The organism is Mesoflavibacter zeaxanthinifaciens DSM 18436, assembly GCF_000422365.1.
In the GTDB taxonomy this organism is placed as follows: domain Bacteria; phylum Bacteroidota; class Bacteroidia; order Flavobacteriales; family Flavobacteriaceae; genus Mesoflavibacter; species Mesoflavibacter zeaxanthinifaciens.
This window is the reverse complement of record NZ_AULQ01000002.1, coordinates 117,273-136,895: the sequence shown is the minus strand read 5'-3', so window position 1 is coordinate 136,895 and position 19,623 is coordinate 117,273. Positions and strand designations below refer to the sequence as shown.

Sequence of the window (19,623 nt, the reverse complement as noted above, 5' to 3'; positions counted from 1 at the left end):
CAGAGTGAAAACTCTGGATTTTTTATTTTCAGTTACCTTAAATATGGTTTAGATTTAAAAAGAGTTAGGTCTCGACTACGCCGACCTGACAACTTTAAATTTGAATAAAGATTTTAAACATGAAGTATTTCGTCTTCTTCTAATAAACTATCGCCTCTTAAGCGCAATAACACTTGTGCTACAGCTATAGTATCTTTTTCGCAATAGGTAATTATTCTGTCAATATTGTTTTCTTCGTAATACACTCTGCATACTTCACTACCATCTATATCATCTTTTGGAGAAGGTATACCTAAAACATTAGTCAATAATTTAAGAGAAGTAAAGGTTTTATAGTCGCCAAACTTCCATAATTCTAAAGTATCTAGATGAGGTACTTCCCAAGGTTTTTTACCAAAAAGGTTAAGTTTATATGGTAACTCTATATTATTTATAATCATACGTCTTGCAATGTACGGGAAGTCAAATTCCTTTCCATTATGCGCACAAAGTAAATGTTTTGCGTGACTAAAATGTGTAGTAAGCAGGTTTTTAAAGTCTTGTAAAAGTTGACGTTCTTCACCAAAAAAAGAAGTTGTTCTAAACACTCTTGTATCACCATGAATTTTAAAATAACCAACCGAAATACATATAATTTTACCAAACTCAGCCCAAATACCTGCACGTTCATAAAATTCTTCTGCGGTAAAATCGTCTTTACGTTGGTATTGCGATTTGTGTTCCCAAAGTGCTTGCTTTGTAGGATCTAAATCAGAAAAATGCTGCGTTTCTGGAACGGTTTCAATATCTAAAAATAATATGTGTTCTAGGTTTAGTTTGCTAATCATTACTAAGGTTATTAATTAGTTTTCATCTAGCATTTTATAAGCTTCTTCTATATATGTTGAAATATCTGGTGTAAAAGTAGCTAAAGCGTCACCAGGTCCTTTACTGTGCCCAAGTCTAACAATAATTACGTTGTCTTCTGGCTCTACAATAACATATTGACCTAAATGACCGCGCATCATAAAAAAGGATTTGTCTCCTACCTTTTTTAACCACCAACCGTAACCGTATTCTGGACTTTCTTTAAATCTAGGTGTTACCGATTTTGCTATAAATGCCGAATCTAAGACTTGTTGTCCATTCCATTTACCATGGTCTTTGTATAGTTTTCCTAAACGTGCAAAATCTTTAGCATTGCTAGCAATACAGCAATAGGCTTTTACTAAATCATGTGCTTCGCTGTCTAATTGCCAAAGGGTTTGGTTTTCGCTACCTAAAGGTTTCCAAAAGCTTTCTTCTAAATAGTCGTATAGTTTTTTACCTGTTGCTTTTTCTATAACCATAGCTAGCATTTGTGTGTCACCACTTGCGTATTTAAAGGCTTGTCCTGGTTGATTAACAACCTTTAAACCATTGATTACTTTTGCTAAATCGTCATCAAAATAAGCACGTGTAGTGATGGATAAAGGCGAGTAGTAAGCTTCGTCCCAATTGGTTCCAGAACTCATTGAAGATAAATCTCCAACCGTCATTTGCGCTGCTTTACCATCGCAAAAAGCTGGTAAAAAATCACAAACTGGTTGATCTAGACTTTTTATATGACCTTCCATAATAGCTTTACCTAACATAGCAGATACATAGCTTTTTGCCATAGAGAATGAGTTTGATTTTGAGTTTTCATCATAGCCATCATAGTATTTCTCAAACCAAATGCTGTCATTTTTTATAATAACGTAAGCTATAGTTTTATTTTGTTTGTTTATTTCCTCAAGCTTTTTGGTAGGTTTAACAGTATTATAGTCTTTATGATTAGTCCATGGTTGAGGTTGGCTAATATCTATTGTTGCATTGTCAAAACGCTTATAATCATCTAAAAATGCAGTAGTATAACCACGTAGATAGATGGTGCGTACTGCTTTTATTAAATAGTCTGTATCGGTAATGTAAAGGGTTGCAATTATTAGTGCAAAAAGTATGATTATTACTTTTAAAGTTTTTTTTAAGATTCTCATTTTAGAAAGTTAGTTTAGAAAAATTAAATATAAATAAATTCTAGTTAGTTTTTTTCTTTGCGTTTCTTGACGCAATTTTTTCTTTGTAAAACGTCTTTGTAGCGATGTATAAAGTTTTATCAAATTCGGCAATCGTGTCTCCTTTATCATTCACTAATTGCATGGTTTTTATAATGTCTATTTGAGGTGTTTGTTGTAGTTGTGATTTTAAATCAAGGATTTCATTTTTATCAAAAATAAATTCGCCATAAATTGTCCCTTTTCCTGGTCGTTTATATCGTGCAGTAACAGCTTTATCCCAAACAACGTAATCGTTACCAAGTATTTGAATTAGTTGTATCATATAAATTGGATCTGTTGCTGCAAGCATGCTTCCTCCAAATATAGAACCAGCATAATTTCGGTTTTTCCAATTTAAAGACATTTTGATTTTTACGTAATGTAAATTATCACTTACTGAAATTATTTTTGCAGTAGTACGTCTATACATTGGCGACCAATTAAAACCATATTTGTAAATGGTTGAAGGTTTTAAAAAACGTGTTAGAATCTGTGTCGCTGTTTTATACATTAAAATAAAGTTTGTTGTTTGTAAGGACTTTCATGCTCTAACAACCATTGTTTGCGGTGCAATCCGCCAGCATAACCTGTTAAACTTCCATCACTGCCAATAACACGATGACACGGAATAACAATCCATAGCGGATTTTTACCATTGGCGTTAGCAACAGCTCTAATTGCTTTTACATCGCCTAATTGTTGTGATAATTTAAGGTAAGTTGTTGTTGTACCGTAAGGAATAGTTTGCAAAGCGTTCCAAACTTTTTGTTGAAAATCTGTGCCTTGAGGATTTAATTTTAAGCTGAAATTTTGACGTTTGCCTTCAAAATACTCGTTAAGTTGATAAACGCAGTCTTGTAAGAGTTCTGGAATTATATCGGTTAGTTTTTCTTTAGATTCCCACTTTCGTGGGAATGACAAATTATCGGTTTCGCCTTCATTATAATCGGCGAGTTCATTATTATTTAATACCGAAATAGACATTATACCATCTACATCACCTTCGATTTTAGTGACTCCTAAAGGCGAATTGATGTAGCAGGTTTCCATTAATTTTCGTTTTCTATAATTCCTAGTTTTTTAGCACGTGCTTCCCAACTTTTTCTTGCTAAATGTTGAAGATCTGAAACGTTATCACTTTCGTCCATAATTTCAAGTCCTAAAAGTGTTTCTATAACGTCTTCCATAGTTACTAAACCACTAACACTTCCGTATTCGTCAACTACTAGCGCCATATGGTTTCTGGTTTCTACTAGTTTTTCAAAAAGTGTTGGTATTGGTAAATTTCTTTGAACAATTATAATATCTCTTCTTAAATCTGCTAGCTTTTTTGTACCATTACCTAAAGCCATTTCCTTAAAGATTTCGTCTTTTAAAACTAAGCCTTTAATGTTGTCTTCTGCATCGGTATAAATAGGAATTCTTGAAAAACGAAGGTTTAGATTTTTATTAAAAAAGTCTTCTACAGATGTGGCATCGCTTTCGGTTTTCATAACGGTTCTTGGCGTCATGACATCTTTAGCCATTACATCTTTAAAGGTTAAAAGATTTTTTATGATTTTACTTTCGTTTTCTTGAAATACACCTTCTTCGTGAGCCATATCTGTCATTGCATGAAAATCTTCACGACTTAGTACGCTTCCATGATGACCTTTACCGCCAATTAACTTTGTGGTAAGTTGTAAGATCCATAATATTCCTGTCCACTTAAGCGGAAATATTAATATATGAAGTGCTTTTGTAGTAAAGTTAGCTAGCTTTTTCCAATACGTTGCGCCTATGGTTTTTGGGATAATCTCTGAAGCTACTAATATTAAAACTGTCATGATTGATGATACTACACCAACCATAACATCTTCTGTAAATTTAATGCCTAAAAACGATTTTATTTCAGAACCAAAAAGTTCTGCATATGCAGCTTTTGCTTGTACACCAACCAATATGGCACCAACTGTGTGAGCAATTGTATTTAAAGTTAAAATAGCTATTAATGGACGATCTACGTCTTTTTTTAAAGCCTCTAAATCTTCTGCATAAAGCTTACCTTCTTGTTTTTTAACATTAATAAATGTTGGTGTGATACTAAGTAAAACAGCTTCTAAAATAGAGCATAAAAACGAAAAGAAAATCGATACAAACGCGTAAAAAAGGAGTAATCCCATAGGTTGTTTTTGGTTTTAGTTTGTGCTAAGTTACGATAATAATTTTACAACATCTTTAGCAAAGTAGCTTGCAATAATGTCTGCGCCAGCACGTTTTATTGCTGTAACTTGTTCTAGCATTACAGCATCGTGTTCTAGCCAACCTTTTTCGGCAGCAGCTTTAAGCATGGCATACTCACCAGAGACTTGATAAACTGCTACAGGAACATCAACTTCGTTTTTAATTTCACGTACAATATCCAAGTAGCATAATCCTGGTTTTACCATAACGATATCTGCACCTTCGTCTATATCCATTTCGGTTTCTCTTATGGCTTCAAAACGGTTTGCATAATCCATTTGGTAGGTTTTTTTGTCTTTTGGTACATCAACCATATCTACTGGAGCAGAGTCTAACGCATCACGAAACGGTCCATAAAATGCAGATGCATATTTAGCAGAGTAACTCATGATACCTGTGTTGATAAAACCTTCGTCTTCCAAAGCTTCACGAATGGTTAAAATACGTCCATCCATCATATCGCTTGGCGCAACAAAATCTGCACCAGCTTCTGCATGAGAGACGCTCATTTCTGCTAAAACTTCAGCAGTATCATCATTAATAATTTGCCCGTTGTCTACAATACCATCATGACCGTAAGACGAAAATGGATCTAAAGCCACATCTGTCATTACTAACATGTTTGGACATGCGTTTTTTACAGTTTTGATAGCGCGCTGCATTAGTCCATCTGGATTTAAAGCTTCTGTCCCTTTATTGTCTTTTAAGTTGTCGGGTACTTTTACAAATAGCAATACCGACTTTAAGCCTAACTTCCATAGTTCTTTGACTTCATTTTCTAATAAATCTAAGCTGTAACGATAATAGTTTGGCATAGATGCAATTTCTTCTTTTACGCCTTTACCTTCTACCACAAAAAGTGGTACTAAAAAATCGTTTGGTGATATAATGGTTTCTCTAACTAAGCTTCTTATAGCCTCGTTAGTTCTTAGTCTTCTGTTTCTTCTTAAAGGATACATGTAATTGTGTTTTTTAAGTGTTTACTTAAATGATTTATTTTGCAAAACCTAGATAATACCAATGGTTATTTTCTTTTACAAATTTAGAATTTTCATGGATAACATCTGGTTTTCCGTTTTCAAAAAAGAATGCGTTAAATTTTACTGTATCTACAGTAGTTTCTAATACTTCTAATTTTAACCATTGAACAGATTTTGCCCATTTTTCGATATTTTTCTTGTCTTTTGTAGGTCTTGTACTTTTATGATGTGTTTGCATTAGATAATCGCCATTTGCTAATACAAAAGCAGAATATCTTGAACGCATTAATTGTTCTGCTGTTTCTGTTTTACCTCCATTTTTATGAAAGATTTCGCAGCACTCTTTATAAGGCTTTTGTGATCCGCAATAGCAATCCATAAGTTATACCCAATTTTTAGGGTTTTTTAGTACGTCTAACAATTTAGCTTCGTCACTACCGTCTTCTGGATTATGGTCGTAAACCCATTGTACATGTGGCGGAAGACTCATTAAAATACTTTCTATACGTCCATTAGTTTTTAAGCCAAACAAAGTGCCTTTATCGTGTACTAAATTGAATTCGACATAACGACCGCGACGTATTTCTTGCCAATCGCGTTGAGCTTTTGTGTAAGGTAATTCTTTACGTTTTTCAACTATAGGAAGATAAGCTTCAAGGAAACTATTACCAACTTCGGTTACAAAATTGTACCAGTTTTCCATGCTCATTTCTTCTGTTGCTTTACAGTAGTCAAAAAATAATCCACCAACTCCTCGTGCTTCGTTACGATGTGTGTTATGAAAATACTCGTCGCAACGGGCTTTGTATTTTGGATAAAACTCTGGATTGTGTTTATCGCAAGCTGTTTTACACACTTGATGAAAGTGTTTCGCATCTTCTTCAAAAAGGTAATAAGGCGTTAAATCTTGTCCGCCGCCAAACCATTGGTCTACAATATTTCCGTCTTGGTCATACATTTCAAAATAGCGCCAATTAGCGTGTACCGTTGGCACCATTGGATTTTTTGGGTGAATAACAAGACTTAAACCACATGCAAAAAAATCGGCATCTTCTACACCAAAATACTTTTGCATACTATCTGGTAATTTACCGTGTACACCAGAAATATTGACGCCGCCTTTTTCAAACACATTTCCGTTTTGGATCACGCGTGTACGTCCGCCGCCACCTTCTGGTCTAACCCAAATGTCTTCTTCAAATTTGGCTTTTCCGTCTATAGCCTCTAAGCCAGCAGTAATTGTGTTTTGTAAGTCTTGTATGTATTGGTAAAATTTATGTTTCATTATGTAATTCGTATAATTCCATGTCTAATGGCTTTTCGCCATTTGGAGTAAATTCGTTTTTTAAAGTTTTAATCCATTTAAAATTAGTATTCTCGGCGACTTTTACGCTTCCAATATTATCTTTATGAACTATAATTTGCAAGGTGTTTAAATGTAATTGGGTAAATGCTAATTCGCTTAAACATTTAACCGCTTTAGAGGTAATGTTTTTTCCTTCAAAAGGATAACCAATGCAGTAGGCAAATTCCCCTTGTTTTATGTTCCAATTTAGCTCTTTTATATAGACTACACCTGCTAATTCTCTTGACTCAGATTGTTTTATTGTAAATAGAAATTCTTCCTTATTATTAAACTGTTTTACTTTTTTGTCGACAAATAATTGAGATAACGTTGGAGTTAAATTTTGAGCTAATGTTTTAGGAAAAAAGCGTTTTAACCTATCTTGATTTGCAACCATAAAATCGCATAATTTCCAAGCGTCACCGTTATGGATTGGTTTGATTTCAAAGTTGTCAAATCTTAAATTCATTTTAATGGCTTAATTTTTCGGCATTAATCACTTGTACAGTTTTTAAAGACGCAGCAGTAACAGACAAAGGTAATACTAGTATGATACCAAAAATAGGGATTAAAAGTAGTAGCATAAAAACAATACCATTACCTATTGCAATACCACGATAACGTCTAACAAAACTTATACTTTCTTTATACTTAAAATGTCTTTCTAAGGTGTAATCCATATTACCAAAACCTGCGTAATAGGCTTGTGTTAAAAATAGTAATATACCTGATATTATGCCAATTACAGGAATAAAACTAATTAATAATATTGGTATGGTTAGTAGTAATTCTCTAGTTAAATTTCTTAGGTTTATTTTGATACCTCTAGATAATTGCTCTGAAAACGATGTGTTACGATGTTGGTGTTGTTGAATGCCTGTTAAATGTGCTTCAATTTTTTCTGAAACTGGACTCATAAATGGTGCAGAAAGTGCCATAATGATATGTCTGTAAAGAATTAAGCCTAAAGCAACAACTACAAAACCACCAATAAAAGAAGAAATGGTTGTAAAGGTTTCTTTTCCCCAATCCCAAAACCATATTTTTGCAATAAAATTTCCAATATTATCTGATAATCCGTAAGCTGAAACACTAATAATTACTGCTGTTACAAAGCTAATGATGATGGGAATGAAAAAATATTTCCAGAGTTTTAATTTTGAAATTAAGCCGAAAGCTCCTGCATAACCTTGTAACCCTTGTAGTATGTGTTTTATCATAACTTTAGTTTAAAAAGTTGTGCTTTGACTACGCTCTCCTTGACACGTCAGCGATTGAACGGTTTGTTTGAGCTCCTCGCAGAGAGCGAGTAGTGAAAGCGCGACCTACTTTTTTACGTCTATTAGTTGAAATTTATGACTAAATGTTACTAAAAAAGTAGGTAACGCTTTAAAAATTTTAAGCTTTATAGTTTTTTACAGCATCTATAAATGCTTTTGCGTTTTCTAAAGGTATATCTGGTAAAATACCATGACCTAAATTAACGATGTATTTATCTTTACCAAATTGATTAATCATATCTGTCACCATAGTTTTAATTTTTTCTGGTGAAGAATATAATCGTGTTGGATCAAAATTACCTTGTAAAGTAATGTTATTGCCAGTTAAATAACGCGCGTTTCTTGGTGAGCACGTCCAATCTACACCTAAAGCAGATGCGCCAGATTTTGCCATAACGTCTAATGCGAACCAGCAACCTTTACCAAATGCAATTACTGGAGCATCGTCTTTTAAGGCATCTATAATTTGCTGAATGTATTTCCATGAAAACTCTTGATAATCTTCAGGAGAAAGCATTCCGCCCCAAGAATCAAACACTTGCACAGCGTTACAACCTGCTTTTACTTTTTCTTTTAAGTAGGCAATGGTTGTATCTGTTATCTTTTGAAGCATTTGATGTGCTGCAACTGGATTTGTAAAACAGAATTTTTTGGCTTTGTCAAAGTTTTTGCTGCCTTGTCCTTGTACACAGTAACATAAAATTGTCCATGGTGAACCTGCAAAACCTATTAACGGAATTTCGTCATTAAGTTTTTCTTTGGTTGCTTTTATGGCTTGATATACGTAGTCTAATGCTTCTGTAACGTCTGGTACAATTACATTGTCTACATCTTGTTGTGTGCGTATTGGATTTGGTAAATAGGGACCAAAATTAGGTTTCATTTGTACCTCAATATTCATGGCTTGAGGAATTACTAAAATATCACTAAATAAAATAGCTGCATCCATACCGTAACGACGTATAGGTTGTACGGTAATTTCGCTTGCTAATTCTGGTGTTTGACAACGTGTAAAGAAATCGTATTTGGCTTTAATTTCCATAAATTCTGGAAGGTAACGACCTGCTTGACGCATCATCCAAACTGGTGGACGTTCTACGGTTTCTCCTTTTAATGCTCTTAAAAATAAATCGTTTTTAATCATATTTTTATGTTCCGTTAAAACGGTTTTTTTTACTTGTTGGTGTAAAAGTCATTTACTAATTCTATAACGCTTTCTACAGTTGGTACTTTTGCAATACGTACATCTTTAAAATGTTTGCTTGCTTCTTTTGCTGTAGTTTCGCCAATGCAAAATGCAATACCATTAGCAATGTTTTCTTTTTTATAACTCTGTACTGTTGAAGGACTATAAAACATAACACCTTCTACAGACTCAGGTACTTTTAAACTATCGTATTTTGTTTGATAGGCTTCAATTTCGTTTACCTTAATATTGTTGTTTTCTAAAATGCTAGGTAAGTCGTCTAAGCGTAAGTTGCTACAGAAATAAGTTACTTCTGTACCTTCCATATGTTCAACTAAATAATTGGCTAGTTTTTTTGCGTTTTTTTCGCTGTGTTTAACCTTGCCAATTCTTTTTTCTATCAGTTTTTTGGTACGTCTTCCAACGCAATAGATGTTTTTAAATTGAAGCTCTATAGGAGAGAAGCTTGTCAATAAAGCTTCGACAGCATTTTTACTAGTAATAACTACGTTTTCAATTTCGTTTTTTACAAATCTTGGATGAATGCGGTTAAGGCTTATTTTGATAAAGTCACTACTTTCTGGCGTTACTTTTTCATTAAATAAGAAGCGTTGATCTTCTGTAAATGATTTTGTAGAGTAGATATTAACCTGTTTATCTTCATCTTTTAACTGGTCCATTAAACGTTTTCCGCCACGTTCAATGATGTATTCTGCAGCCCATTCGGCTAAATCATAATGCTCGCCAACAGGTTTTGTGCGCTTAACTTCAATTTTTTTAGTGCCATCTTTACTTAGTAATACACCATGGAAGTGAATTTCGTCATTTTTTATAAAAGCAGATCCACCTATTGGCGCAGTACAACCACCTTCTAATTTATTTAAAAATGTACGTTCAATAGTTGTACAGATTTCTGTTTCTTCGTGATTAATTTCAGAGATGATGTTTTTAGTTTCTTCGTCTTCATCTAAAACTGCAACCATAATGGCTCCTTGTGCTGGTGCCGGTACCATCCATTCTAAATTTACAGAGTTTTCTGGTCTTAAATTTAGACGACCAATACCTGCTGCTGCAAAAATGGCGCCGTCCCAATCGTTATCTTCTAGCTTTTGTAAACGTGTGTTTACATTTCCTCTTAAATCTACAACGTTATGGGTTGGATAGCGGTTTAACCATTGTGCGCGTCTGCGTAAGCTACCAGTTGCAATGGTTCCGTTTTTTGAAGCTAAAAACTCTTCATTTTTTTTAAACACCAATGTATCACGGATGTTGCCACGTTTTAAAACAGCTCCTTGTACGATGCCTTTAGGCAATATTGTAGGAACATCTTTTAAAGAATGTACAGCAATATCTATATCGTGATTAAGCATTGCAATATCTAATGTTCTGGTAAAAATTCCGGTAATACCAAGCTCGTAAAGTGGTTTGTCTAAAACAATATCTCCTGTAGATTTTACAGGTACTAATATGGTTTTATGACCTTTTTCTTCTAATAATTTTTGTACTACTTTGGCTTGATAAAGAGCTAGCTCGCTATCGCGAGTTCCTATTCTAATGGTTTTAGACATTGGTTGTGGTGTTTTCTAATTGAAACACTTTTTTTATAAGTTCTAGACTATCGTCTGTTGAGGTTAAATCGTCTTTTAAATGGTGCGCAAAATGGTTAGTAATTTTTTGAATGATATTATTACTAATTAATTCGGCTTGTTCTTCGTTAAAGTTAGCCATTTTTTTGCGTTGAGTATCTAATTCAGCAGCTTTAAAGTCTAATAGTTTATCTTTTAATGCTTTAATTGTAGGTGCAAATTTGCGTGTAGTTAACCAAGCATCAAAATCTGTTTTAATATCTTCTATAATAGACTCTGCAACAGGAATATGTTTTTTTCTACGTTCTAGAGTCTCATCGGTAATTTGTGATAAATCATCTAAATGTACCAGCTTTACATTTTTTAAGTCGGTTACATTTTCGTTGACATTTTTAGGTATAGATAAGTCTAAAATTAATAAGCCTTTTTTGGATTGGATAAGATGTTTGTCTACTGTTGGGTTTTGTGCACCAGTAGCAACAATTAAAATATCTGCTTTATTAATCTCTTCTTGCAGGTTTGCATAATCTTTTACAATAAGATTAAATTTTCCTGCAATAGCCTCGGCTTTATCTTTTGTACGGTTTATTAATGTGATGTGCGAATTTTTAGAGTGTTTTACTAAATTCTCACATGTGTTACGACCAATTTTTCCTGTTCCGAATAGTAAAATATTTTTTTCTGAAACATTATCTACATTATTTAAAATATAATGTACCGATGCAAATGACACGCTTGTTGCGCCCGTAGAAATATCTGTTTCTGTTTTTATACGTTTACTGGCTTGTATAACCGAGTTAAGTAAACGTTCTAAAAAAGGGTTTAATAAATTATATTTTTTTGATTCTGAAGCACTCTTTTTAAGTTGCCCAATAATTTCAAAATCACCTAAAATTTGACTATCTAAACCAGATCCTACCTTAAATAAATGTGAGACTGCATCATTACCTTTGTAGATATAAGCGTATTTTTGAAACTCTTCTACATTGCCTTTAGAATTATCACAAAGTAATTGAATTAGTTGATATGGATGTTGTGCAAAACCATAAATTTCGGTTCTGTTACATGTTGAAGTGACTACTAAGCTCTCTATTCCGTTGGCTTTAGCTTGTTGCAATAACGCAGTTTTAGAATTTTCATCTAAACTAAAATGACCTCTAATTTCTGCGTCTGCTTTTTTATAACTTAAACCTAAGGCATAGAAATAAGTGCCTAAAGACTTTTGATAATGCTCCATGTTTACCTGACTGGGACTTTATTGCGATACAAATTTATATAGTAAGCTAAATAAAAAATAACGCTAAAGGAACTTTTAATATCGATTAGCGTTTTTTATGCATGTTTTTTTCAAAACAATGACAATTATCATATTTTTGTAGTAATCACAATGGTTTTAAGCGCTTTTGTTTAGAATCATTCTAAATAAAAGATAAATATGTCACTTTCAATAGCTAAAAAAAATAACGCTAAAGGTTCTTTTAATGAAACCCAAGTTGATGATGAGGTTTTTGTTTTAACTTATCAAAATGAAACCTCTGAAAATCAAGTTATTGAACGTTTTATAGATAGTAGTTTTATACAGTTTCATTTTTGTTTAAAAGGTGAAAGTACTTTTGTTTTTAATAATGGAACTTATCGTTTGGACATTAAGGAAGAATCTTCTTTATTGCTTTACAATCCAGAAAGAGATTTACCGATACATTTAGAAGTAAACCCAAATTGTTGGTTGGTGACGTTATTGATTTCAATAGAAAAATTTCACGGTTTATTTTCTCAAGAAGCAAATTATATCACCTTTTTAAGTGAAGATAATCGTGATAAAAAATATTATAAGGATGGAAAAATTTCGCCATCTATGGCTATTACATTAAATCAAATTGTGAATTATAATTTGAATTCGTCTATCAAAAATCTATATTTTAAGGGAAAAGCTTATGAGCTTTTAAGTCTTTATTTTAATAAAGGCGAAGATGCAGATATAGAGCAATGTCCTTTTTTAGTAGACGAAAGCAATGTTGCAAAAATAAAAAAAGCTAAAGATGTTATAATTACAAGGATGTCAGAACCACCAACTTTACAAGAGCTTTCTGACGAAATAGGTTTGCCTTTAAAAAAATTAAAAGAAGGTTTTAAGCAAATTTACGGAGATTCTGTATTTAGTTTTTTATTTGATTATAAAATGGAAGTTGCTAGAAAACTATTAGAGTCTGGAGCGCATAATGTGAATGAAGTTGGGTTAAGGGTTGGTTATAGTACAGCAAGTCATTTTATCGCTGCTTTTAAGAAAAAGTATGGCATAACACCAAAAAAATATATTTTATCAAAATAAAAGAGGCGCTTTTTAGCGCCTCTTTTATTATTAATCATTAAGTCGTTTTCTGTCTTTGTATTTGACTTGATCTAGGACTTCTTCAATAAGTTTATCGTCTTCTTTATTGTCGTCAATATAATCACCACTATAACCAGATTTATAGAATACTTTTGTTTGTAGTTTTTTAGGGTCTTCTGGCTTCAAAAATGCAGCGTAGTAGAAGCGTTTATCTTCATCTTTTTCACGTTTTTTGATAAACATGTAAAAGTAAATTTCACCTTCTTTATTTTTGTCTGTTGTAAATTCTTTTTTTCCAATAAATTGAATAGAATCACGTTCTTCTTGAATTGTTTTATTTTCAAAAAGAGTAGATTTTGCATACATCTCTTGAGTTATTTTTTCTTTTAAGTATGGCTTAAATAACTTGTGGCGATACATTTTATCTACTAATACGGCTTGATTTTTAAATTCTTCTATGGTTTTTTTCTTAAGCTTTTCTGGGATATCTTCTTTAGCTTTTTCTAACAGTACGTAATAGGTTGTTAGTGCTTGGTTGTTGTCGCTGTCTAAGAGTTTTTCGAAAAAGATTTTTACGTTTTGTTCGTTTCTATAAGGAAATAGTAGTTTTACATATTGTGGTAAGATACTATTATAGGATTTGTAACCATAATTGTTACCATTACTTAAACTACGTTTTATTTCGATTTTACCGTCTGTTAAAATCTGTTTTTTGTATTTTTTGTAAATCTTATTTTTTACTACATTACTATCTTTTAGCCTAGTTAAAAGTTTGTATACAGGTTCTTTGTATTCTTTAATTGTAGTGTATTGCATGATGTTAGGAAACAGTATTTTTTTTAATTCTAAAGAATCTTGATAGCTGTAAAACATGTAATTGATAGATTTATCTAGAGGTAAATCTTTACTTAGTAATTCTAAAAACTGACTATAGGACTTTTTTGTCTTTTTATTAATTAAAGATTTTAAAATGGTTGTTTGTATGTCTGGCTCTGAGTAGGAATCTAAGTATAATTGTCTTAGAAAAGCATCGGTACGAGGATCTTCTAATTTATTTAATTCTGAAATTAAAAAGGTTTTTAAATCTTCTTTATTCTGTGGGAATTCGAAGTTTTTAATCAAATCTATCATTGTGCTAGCATTTGCTTTGCTAAACTTAATTTTAGATTCTGCATTTAAGACAATGCTGTCATTATTTTTTAATGCTTCAAAGAATAGAATGGTTTTATCGTTAAATACCGATTTACCTAAAAGTGTATCTAACGGTTCAAAAGTATCGTAAAATTTGGTGATAAATTCTGAAGGTTCAGAAATAGAATCTGTTAAAGTTTTAAGTTCAAAAAGAGCACCTTTTTTAAGGATGTTTTTCACCAAGATTTCTTTAGCGCTTAACGAGTCTTTTATAGTGAAATCATAGTAATATTTATCATCTCTTTGATACTTTTTCTTATCTGTTATTATATATTTTTTATAACCACTATCGTAATCTTTATAATCCTTAAAAGGATTTAATTTATTGTCAATCTCGTTCCATAAACTATCAATGTTTTTGTACATCTGCAGGTCATGAAATTTGATTTTAGTGATGTTTATTTGCTCGTTAGCTTTAGAGAAGTAAGTAGTGCTTTTTGTTTTTTCTTCATAATCTTTTTTCTTGCTGCTGTAACCGTAGTAATTATCAAAAGATGGTGCTTTTGTGTTTGTGATTACCGAAAAATATAGTGTAGTATCTATAGTTTTTTTAAATCCGTGATGTTTGGTAGCTTTAAATTTAAACGAATCTAAAAATGCTTTTGCTTTTTGGGTATCTTCACCAACGTAACCTAACAGATAATAACTACCATCTTTTATAATGCTTTTAAGATGAATATTTTCTGCGTTGGTCGAATCTTTTTTTGCAATACCGGTATAACTGTAATATGGTTTTATATCGAAGCTACCTATATGGTCGTCAATATCTAAATCTTTAAAAAAGTTAGTAACAATAAATTTAGCTTCAAACTTATCTTCTTCTATGTAAAAAGTATCATTAAAAGCGCCTTCTTTTAAGAAATAGTAGTTATTATCAACTTTACCCTGTATAAGTTTTTGTCCTGCATTTTCAAGATTTTCTGTAATCATATATTCAGGAAAGTCAACTTCATATTTATTATAGTTTGAAGTGAAATTTTTAAATTCTGAAGTTTGTGTTTTAAAAGTAATAGAGTCAAAAATATCTGCCTCTTGATTTAAAACATAATTTTTTGGACCAGCTAATTTTATAATAATTATCTCTAAAGGTGTTTTGTAGATATGGTATTTTTGATAATCGCCTTTTTTGGTTTTATTCAAAATACTTATGCCAGGATAAGGTGATGTTATTTTTTCCTTTTTAACGATGTCTCCAGGAATATCTTCAAATAAAAAGTCATTTAAACGTTTTAAAGTAATGTCTTTTTCATGAGGTAAATAGTTAAAAGTATTAAAGCGATTAATGGTCAAATATGCACCATTAGTCATATCTGGAGAGATGTAATATTTTTGACTTCCGTAAGCAAACTCATATAATTTGGTAAAAGTATTCAGGCTTATAAAATGATCTGGTGTACTATTTAAAGTTGTTTTTTCTGGTAGGATGTAGTCCTCAATTGCATCTTTTTTAGCCTTGCCAACCTCGGTTTGTTTAGATAATAATGGTTTTACCGTGTATCCTTTTTTTCTAAACATTTCTAGCATGCCTTTAGGGCCAGGTAAATGTGCGGCACCAACACCTGCAAATACGGTTTTAGATTGCATTAAATTATCCATAACATGCACCATATTTGCATTACGCTTGTATAGCATGTGTTCTCTAAAAAACTCTGTATTTGTAGCTTCTCCAATAGAGTCTAAAAGCTTTAGGTTTCTGTCTCTGTAAGTGTTTTCTTGAAGCAAATACGGACTTTCTTTTTCGTAGATTTTTTGTAACCAAGGATCTATTTTTGGTTTTGTGGCATTGTGTTGAGCTTTACCAACTAAAAATCGAGACTCTTCTAAATCTTCTAAACTATAAACATCTTTTCCTTTTTTCTTACCAGCTTGGTAAATAAACATATCTAGATAAGTTTCTTCTTCAAAGTTGTCAGAATATCCATCTTTACGATACAAATAACCGTTAATCATACGATTATCTGCTCTTATACTTCCTCTAATTTCTACTTCTTCAGGATGTTCAATTCCCATTAAATTAGAGTAAAAATTTTTGTCATAATTTCTGTAACTATAATTTTGAGGAGAAAGTGTTAGGGTTTGGTAATTAAAAGGTAACCAAAAAGACGGATCAGACTCTAAAGCTACAATTTCACTTTTATCTAAAGCTTCAAAAAAAACATCGTCTAGTCTAAAAGCTACTTTTTTACTAACGTGCATTGTCCCATAAATATAGGATGGTTTGGTTAGACCATTACCTGATATTTCCCATAATAAACTTTGATTTTTTTCTTGAGCAATTGATGTAAGCGAAATTGCGCAGAAAAGCGCAATGATATATTTTTTCATATGTTAATGTAATAGCAGTAAGGTAAATATATTAAACTAAATTTGATAATAAAGGTTTTATTTATGTAATCATAGACTTTAAGTATGTATAACTAAAAGAAATAAAATGGTATTATAAAATTAGAGTTGTATTTTTACACTCTTAAATTTTTGCAAATGAAAAAAGGAGTACTTCTAGTTAATTTGGGCTCTCCTGATAGCCCTAACCCGAAAGATGTAAAAAAATATTTAGGAGAATTTTTGATGGATCCGCGTGTTATTGATGTGCCAAAATGGGCAAGAACCCTTTTAGTTAAAGGGATTATTCTTAACACTAGACCAAAACAAAGCGCTAAAGCGTATCAAAAAATTTGGTGGGAAAACGGATCGCCATTAATTGTGATTAGTGAAGAATTACAACAAAAAGTACAAGAGCAAGTAGAGTATCCTGTAGCGCTAGCAATGCGTTATGGAAGTATGACCATAAAAAAAGGATTACAGGAGCTAGTTGATAAAGGTGTAGAAGACGTATATTTAATACCGCTTTATCCTCAATTTGCTATGGCAACTACCGAGACTATTTTGGTTTTAGCTGAAGAAATTAGGCAGCAACATTTCCCTAATTTAAAGATTGAAAGCCTGCCAGCGTTTTATAACAAACCAGAGTATATAAAGACGCTTTCAGAATCAATAAAATCTCATTTACAAGGTAAAAATTACGACCATTTATTGTTTTCTTATCATGGTGTTCCAGAACGCCATATTAGAAAAAGTGACATCACCAACGGACATTGTAAACCAAGTGATATTATAGATTGTGCATGTTGTAAAACCGAAAGTAAAGCACATGAGTTTTGCTACAAACATCAATGTAAAGAAGTAACACGATTAGTTGCAGAATATTTAAATTTAGAAGAAGGAACTTACTCAACATCCTTTCAGTCTAGGTTAGGGTTTGATCCATGGTTACAACCTTATACAGACCGTACTATAGAGCGTTTAGGTCAAAGTGGTATAGAAAATATGGCAATTGTAACGCCAGCTTTTGTTAGTGATTGTCTAGAGACTTTAGAAGAAATTGCTATGGAAGGTGAAGAGATTTTTCATGAAGTTGGCGGTAAAGATTTTACCACGGTACCATGCTTAAATACCGATCAAAATTGGGTAAATAATTTAGTCAAATGGATTGAAGAATGGGCAAAAACACCTGCAACAATCTAAATGAAAAATAGCAATTCATCTAATTTAGGGACTGAACCCATTAGTAAATTATTGGTTAAACAAGCAGTTCCGGCATCCATAGGTATACTAGTAATGTCTTTAAACATTTTAGTAGATACCATTTTTGTGGGTAATTGGATTGGATCTGTTGCTATAGCGGCAATTAATGTAGTACTTCCTGTATCTTTCTTTATTGCTGCTTTAGGGATGAGTATTGGTGTTGGAGGATCTTCTATTATATCTCGTGCTTTAGGTGAAAATAATTATAAAAAAGCATTACGTGTTTTTGGTAATCAAATTACGTTAACTCTATTATTCACAATAATATTTGTGGTTTTTGGGTTGTTTTTTGTAGATAATATTATTCCCGCTTTTGGCGGAAAAGGTGATATTTTTGAGCCAGCAAAAGTCTATTATACAATAGTGCTTTATGGTGTTCCATTTTTGGCGCTTTGCATGATGGGGAATACAGTAATAAGAGCTGAAGGCAACCCAAAATTTGCAATGTACGCAATGTTAATACCGTCTATTGGTAACCTTATACTTGATGTTGTTTTTATCAAGTTTTTAGATTTAGGAATGGCAGGCGCTGCTTGGGCAACAACAGGATCTTATTTATGTTGTTTTATGTATATTTTATGGTATTTTTACTCAAAATATTCAACCTTAAAAATTCAAACTAATCAATTTAGGTTAGATACTCCAATTGTAAAAGAAATAGCTAGTCTTGGTTTTGTCACTTTATCTAGACAAGCTGTAGTTAGTATTACGTATTTATTTTTAAATAATATTTTATACAAATTAGGAGGAGAAACATCGGTTACAGCTTACGCTATTGTAGGTCGTATGTTAATGTTTGCTCTATTTCCTGTGTATGGTATTACACAAGGGTTTTTACCAATAGCTGGTTTTAATTACGGCGCAAAAAACTATAAACGGGTCAAAGAAACCATTTTCACAGCCATTAAATACGCTGTTATTTTAGGAACATTAGTGTTTGTTTTGTTAATGGTTTTTCCAGAGTTTATCACAAAACTATTTACTTCAGATACAGAAGTTTTAAAAGAAACACCAAGCGCCATGCGTTGGGTTTTTGCGGTAACACCAATTATAGCCATACAACTTATTGGTGCAGCTTATTTCCAAGCAATTGGTAAAGCTACACCTGCATTATTGCTTACTTTAACAAGACAAGGTTTTATTTTTATACCGTTGTTGTTGGTATTACCAAATATGTTTGGAGAACTTGGTGTCTGGATTAGCTTTCCAATTGCAGATGTCCTATCTACTATAATTACAGCTTATTTTTTATATCGTGAAGTTAAAACTAACTTAGCACCAAAAGACTAATGGAATATTATAATTACATAAAAGCGTTACACCTTATTTTTGTTGTGACTTGGTTTGCGGGTTTATTCTACATTCCGCGACTATTTGTATACCAAATAGAAGCGTATCATAAACCATCTCCAGATAAAGAAATTTTAGGGAAACAATTAAAACTAATGGCAAAACGCTTATGGTTTATCATTACTTGGCCAAGCGCAATTTTAGCAACTATTTTTGCAATTTGGTTGCTTATTTTGCAGCCTGTTTGGTTAAAACAACCATGGATGCATGTTAAATTGACCTTTGTAGTTTTATTATATATTTATCATTATATGACCCATGTTTACTACAAACAATTACAAAAAGATGAAGTTAAAAAGACTTCAAATTTTATGCGACTTTGGAATGAGGGAGCAACATTTATACTCTTTGCAGTCGTATTTTTAGTAATTTTAAAAAGCGCCATAAACTGGGTATTTGGTGTTATAGGTATTGTTGTTTTAGGAGTGTTGTTAATGCTTGGATTTAAGATCTATAAACGCATTCGCGAAAAAAATCCTAACGCTTAAATCTTAATCTAATATTTTGGTTT

At 32.2% G+C, this 19,623-nt stretch carries 18 protein-coding genes; 4 read left to right on the top strand and 14 right to left on the bottom strand.

The genetic code is table 11. From position 1 onward, the window contains the following. Window positions 1-113: 113 nt before the first annotated feature. The 13 genes from H574_RS0103410 to hemA form a co-directional block, all read right to left on the bottom strand. Complete coding sequence (locus tag H574_RS0103410; RefSeq protein ID WP_027879217.1) at window positions 114-827, bottom strand: 3'-5' exonuclease; 714 nt, start codon at window positions 825-827, stop codon at window positions 114-116. Between the two features lie 15 nt (window positions 828-842). Further along, window positions 843-1,997, bottom strand: coding sequence for a serine hydrolase domain-containing protein (locus tag H574_RS0103405; RefSeq protein ID WP_027879216.1), 1,155 nt, complete (start codon window positions 1,995-1,997; stop codon window positions 843-845). A 40-nt stretch (window positions 1,998-2,037) separates the two neighbouring features. After that, complete coding sequence (locus H574_RS0103400) at window positions 2,038-2,568, bottom strand: DUF4442 domain-containing protein (RefSeq protein WP_036227042.1); 531 nt, start codon at window positions 2,566-2,568, stop codon at window positions 2,038-2,040. After that, window positions 2,568-3,107, bottom strand: coding sequence for a methylated-DNA--[protein]-cysteine S-methyltransferase (locus H574_RS0103395; RefSeq protein ID WP_027879214.1), 540 nt, complete (start codon window positions 3,105-3,107; stop codon window positions 2,568-2,570). The genes H574_RS0103400 and H574_RS0103395 overlap by 1 nt, the downstream gene beginning before the upstream one ends. Further along, entirely contained in the window at window positions 3,107-4,219 is a 1,113-nt protein-coding gene (locus tag H574_RS0103390; protein ID WP_027879213.1) for a CNNM domain-containing protein, read from the bottom strand. The genes H574_RS0103395 and H574_RS0103390 overlap by 1 nt, the downstream gene beginning before the upstream one ends. A 30-nt stretch (window positions 4,220-4,249) precedes the next feature. Continuing rightward, window positions 4,250-5,239, bottom strand: coding sequence for a porphobilinogen synthase (hemB, locus tag H574_RS0103385; RefSeq protein WP_027879212.1), 990 nt, complete (start codon window positions 5,237-5,239; stop codon window positions 4,250-4,252). A 34-nt stretch (window positions 5,240-5,273) separates the two neighbouring features. Next, window positions 5,274-5,639, bottom strand: a complete 366-nt coding sequence (locus H574_RS0103380; RefSeq protein ID WP_027879211.1) for a YchJ family protein — start codon at window positions 5,637-5,639, stop codon at window positions 5,274-5,276. Between the two features lie 3 nt (window positions 5,640-5,642). Further along, window positions 5,643-6,545, bottom strand: a complete 903-nt coding sequence (hemF, locus tag H574_RS0103375; protein ID WP_027879210.1) for an oxygen-dependent coproporphyrinogen oxidase — start codon at window positions 6,543-6,545, stop codon at window positions 5,643-5,645. After that, complete coding sequence (locus H574_RS0103370) at window positions 6,535-7,074, bottom strand: GNAT family N-acetyltransferase (protein ID WP_027879209.1); 540 nt, start codon at window positions 7,072-7,074, stop codon at window positions 6,535-6,537. The genes hemF and H574_RS0103370 overlap by 11 nt, the downstream gene beginning before the upstream one ends. Before the next feature lies 1 nt (window position 7,075). Further along, window positions 7,076-7,825 carry an EI24 domain-containing protein gene (locus H574_RS0103365; RefSeq protein WP_027879208.1) on the bottom strand — a complete coding sequence of 250 codons (750 nt, stop codon included), beginning with the start codon at window positions 7,823-7,825 and terminating at the stop codon, window positions 7,076-7,078. A 178-nt stretch (window positions 7,826-8,003) separates the two neighbouring features. Further along, a complete protein-coding gene (gene hemE / locus H574_RS0103360) occupies window positions 8,004-9,029 on the bottom strand; it encodes a uroporphyrinogen decarboxylase (protein ID WP_027879207.1) in 1,026 nt (341 codons plus the stop codon). Window positions 9,030-9,058: 29 nt separating this feature from the next. Beyond that, window positions 9,059-10,639 carry a hydroxymethylbilane synthase gene (gene hemC / locus H574_RS0103355; protein WP_027879206.1) on the bottom strand — a complete coding sequence of 527 codons (1,581 nt, stop codon included), beginning with the start codon at window positions 10,637-10,639 and terminating at the stop codon, window positions 9,059-9,061. Beyond that, a complete protein-coding gene (gene hemA / locus H574_RS0103350) occupies window positions 10,632-11,894 on the bottom strand; it encodes a glutamyl-tRNA reductase (RefSeq protein ID WP_027879205.1) in 1,263 nt (420 codons plus the stop codon). Before hemA ends, hemC begins: the two co-directional genes overlap by 8 nt. Before the next feature lie 198 nt (window positions 11,895-12,092). On the opposite strand from hemA, the gene H574_RS0103345 reads away from it, so the two are divergent. After that, window positions 12,093-12,986, top strand: coding sequence for an AraC family transcriptional regulator (locus tag H574_RS0103345; protein ID WP_036227039.1), 894 nt, complete (start codon window positions 12,093-12,095; stop codon window positions 12,984-12,986). 30 nt (window positions 12,987-13,016) lie between these two features. Here the strand turns inward: H574_RS0103345 and H574_RS0103340 are convergent, their stop codons facing one another. Then, on the bottom strand, window positions 13,017-16,502 hold the full coding sequence (locus tag H574_RS0103340) for a TraB/GumN family protein (protein WP_027879203.1): 3,486 nt from the start codon (window positions 16,500-16,502) through the stop codon (window positions 13,017-13,019). Window positions 16,503-16,658: 156 nt separating this feature from the next. On the opposite strand from H574_RS0103340, the gene hemH reads away from it, so the two are divergent. The 3 genes from hemH to H574_RS0103325 are packed head-to-tail and all read left to right on the top strand — an operon-like array spanning window position 16,659 to window position 19,600. Then, on the top strand, window positions 16,659-17,702 hold the full coding sequence (gene hemH / locus H574_RS0103335; protein WP_027879202.1) for a ferrochelatase: 1,044 nt from the start codon (window positions 16,659-16,661) through the stop codon (window positions 17,700-17,702). After that, complete coding sequence (locus H574_RS0103330) at window positions 17,703-19,052, top strand: MATE family efflux transporter (RefSeq protein WP_027879201.1); 1,350 nt, start codon at window positions 17,703-17,705, stop codon at window positions 19,050-19,052. Continuing rightward, window positions 19,052-19,600, top strand: coding sequence for a CopD family protein (locus H574_RS0103325; protein ID WP_027879200.1), 549 nt, complete (start codon window positions 19,052-19,054; stop codon window positions 19,598-19,600). Before H574_RS0103330 ends, H574_RS0103325 begins: the two co-directional genes overlap by 1 nt. The last annotated feature ends 23 nt before the right edge of the window (window positions 19,601-19,623 follow it).

What these genes read in the sequence shown, in the direction of transcription:
- H574_RS0103410 (WP_027879217.1), bottom strand. Translation starts at nt 827, where the DNA reads ATGATTAGCAAACTAAACCTAGAACACATATTATTTTTAGATATTGAA.
- H574_RS0103405 (WP_027879216.1), bottom strand. Translation starts at nt 1,997, where the DNA reads ATGAGAATCTTAAAAAAAACTTTAAAAGTAATAATCATACTTTTTGCA.
- H574_RS0103400 (WP_036227042.1), bottom strand. Translation starts at nt 2,568, where the DNA reads ATGTATAAAACAGCGACACAGATTCTAACACGTTTTTTAAAACCTTCA.
- H574_RS0103395 (WP_027879214.1), bottom strand. Translation starts at nt 3,107, where the DNA reads ATGGAAACCTGCTACATCAATTCGCCTTTAGGAGTCACTAAAATCGAA.
- H574_RS0103390 (WP_027879213.1), bottom strand. Translation starts at nt 4,219, where the DNA reads ATGGGATTACTCCTTTTTTACGCGTTTGTATCGATTTTCTTTTCGTTT.
- hemB (WP_027879212.1), bottom strand. Translation starts at nt 5,239, where the DNA reads ATGTATCCTTTAAGAAGAAACAGAAGACTAAGAACTAACGAGGCTATA.
- H574_RS0103380 (WP_027879211.1), bottom strand. Translation starts at nt 5,639, where the DNA reads ATGGATTGCTATTGCGGATCACAAAAGCCTTATAAAGAGTGCTGCGAA.
- hemF (WP_027879210.1), bottom strand. Translation starts at nt 6,545, where the DNA reads ATGAAACATAAATTTTACCAATACATACAAGACTTACAAAACACAATT.
- H574_RS0103370 (WP_027879209.1), bottom strand. Translation starts at nt 7,074, where the DNA reads ATGAATTTAAGATTTGACAACTTTGAAATCAAACCAATCCATAACGGT.
- H574_RS0103365 (WP_027879208.1), bottom strand. Translation starts at nt 7,825, where the DNA reads ATGATAAAACACATACTACAAGGGTTACAAGGTTATGCAGGAGCTTTC.
- hemE (WP_027879207.1), bottom strand. Translation starts at nt 9,029, where the DNA reads ATGATTAAAAACGATTTATTTTTAAGAGCATTAAAAGGAGAAACCGTA.
- hemC (WP_027879206.1), bottom strand. Translation starts at nt 10,639, where the DNA reads ATGTCTAAAACCATTAGAATAGGAACTCGCGATAGCGAGCTAGCTCTT.
- hemA (WP_027879205.1), bottom strand. Translation starts at nt 11,894, where the DNA reads ATGGAGCATTATCAAAAGTCTTTAGGCACTTATTTCTATGCCTTAGGT.
- H574_RS0103345 (WP_036227039.1), top strand. Translation starts at nt 12,093, where the DNA reads ATGTCACTTTCAATAGCTAAAAAAAATAACGCTAAAGGTTCTTTTAAT.
- H574_RS0103340 (WP_027879203.1), bottom strand. Translation starts at nt 16,502, where the DNA reads ATGAAAAAATATATCATTGCGCTTTTCTGCGCAATTTCGCTTACATCA.
- hemH (WP_027879202.1), top strand. Translation starts at nt 16,659, where the DNA reads ATGAAAAAAGGAGTACTTCTAGTTAATTTGGGCTCTCCTGATAGCCCT.
- H574_RS0103330 (WP_027879201.1), top strand. Translation starts at nt 17,703, where the DNA reads ATGAAAAATAGCAATTCATCTAATTTAGGGACTGAACCCATTAGTAAA.
- H574_RS0103325 (WP_027879200.1), top strand. Translation starts at nt 19,052, where the DNA reads ATGGAATATTATAATTACATAAAAGCGTTACACCTTATTTTTGTTGTG.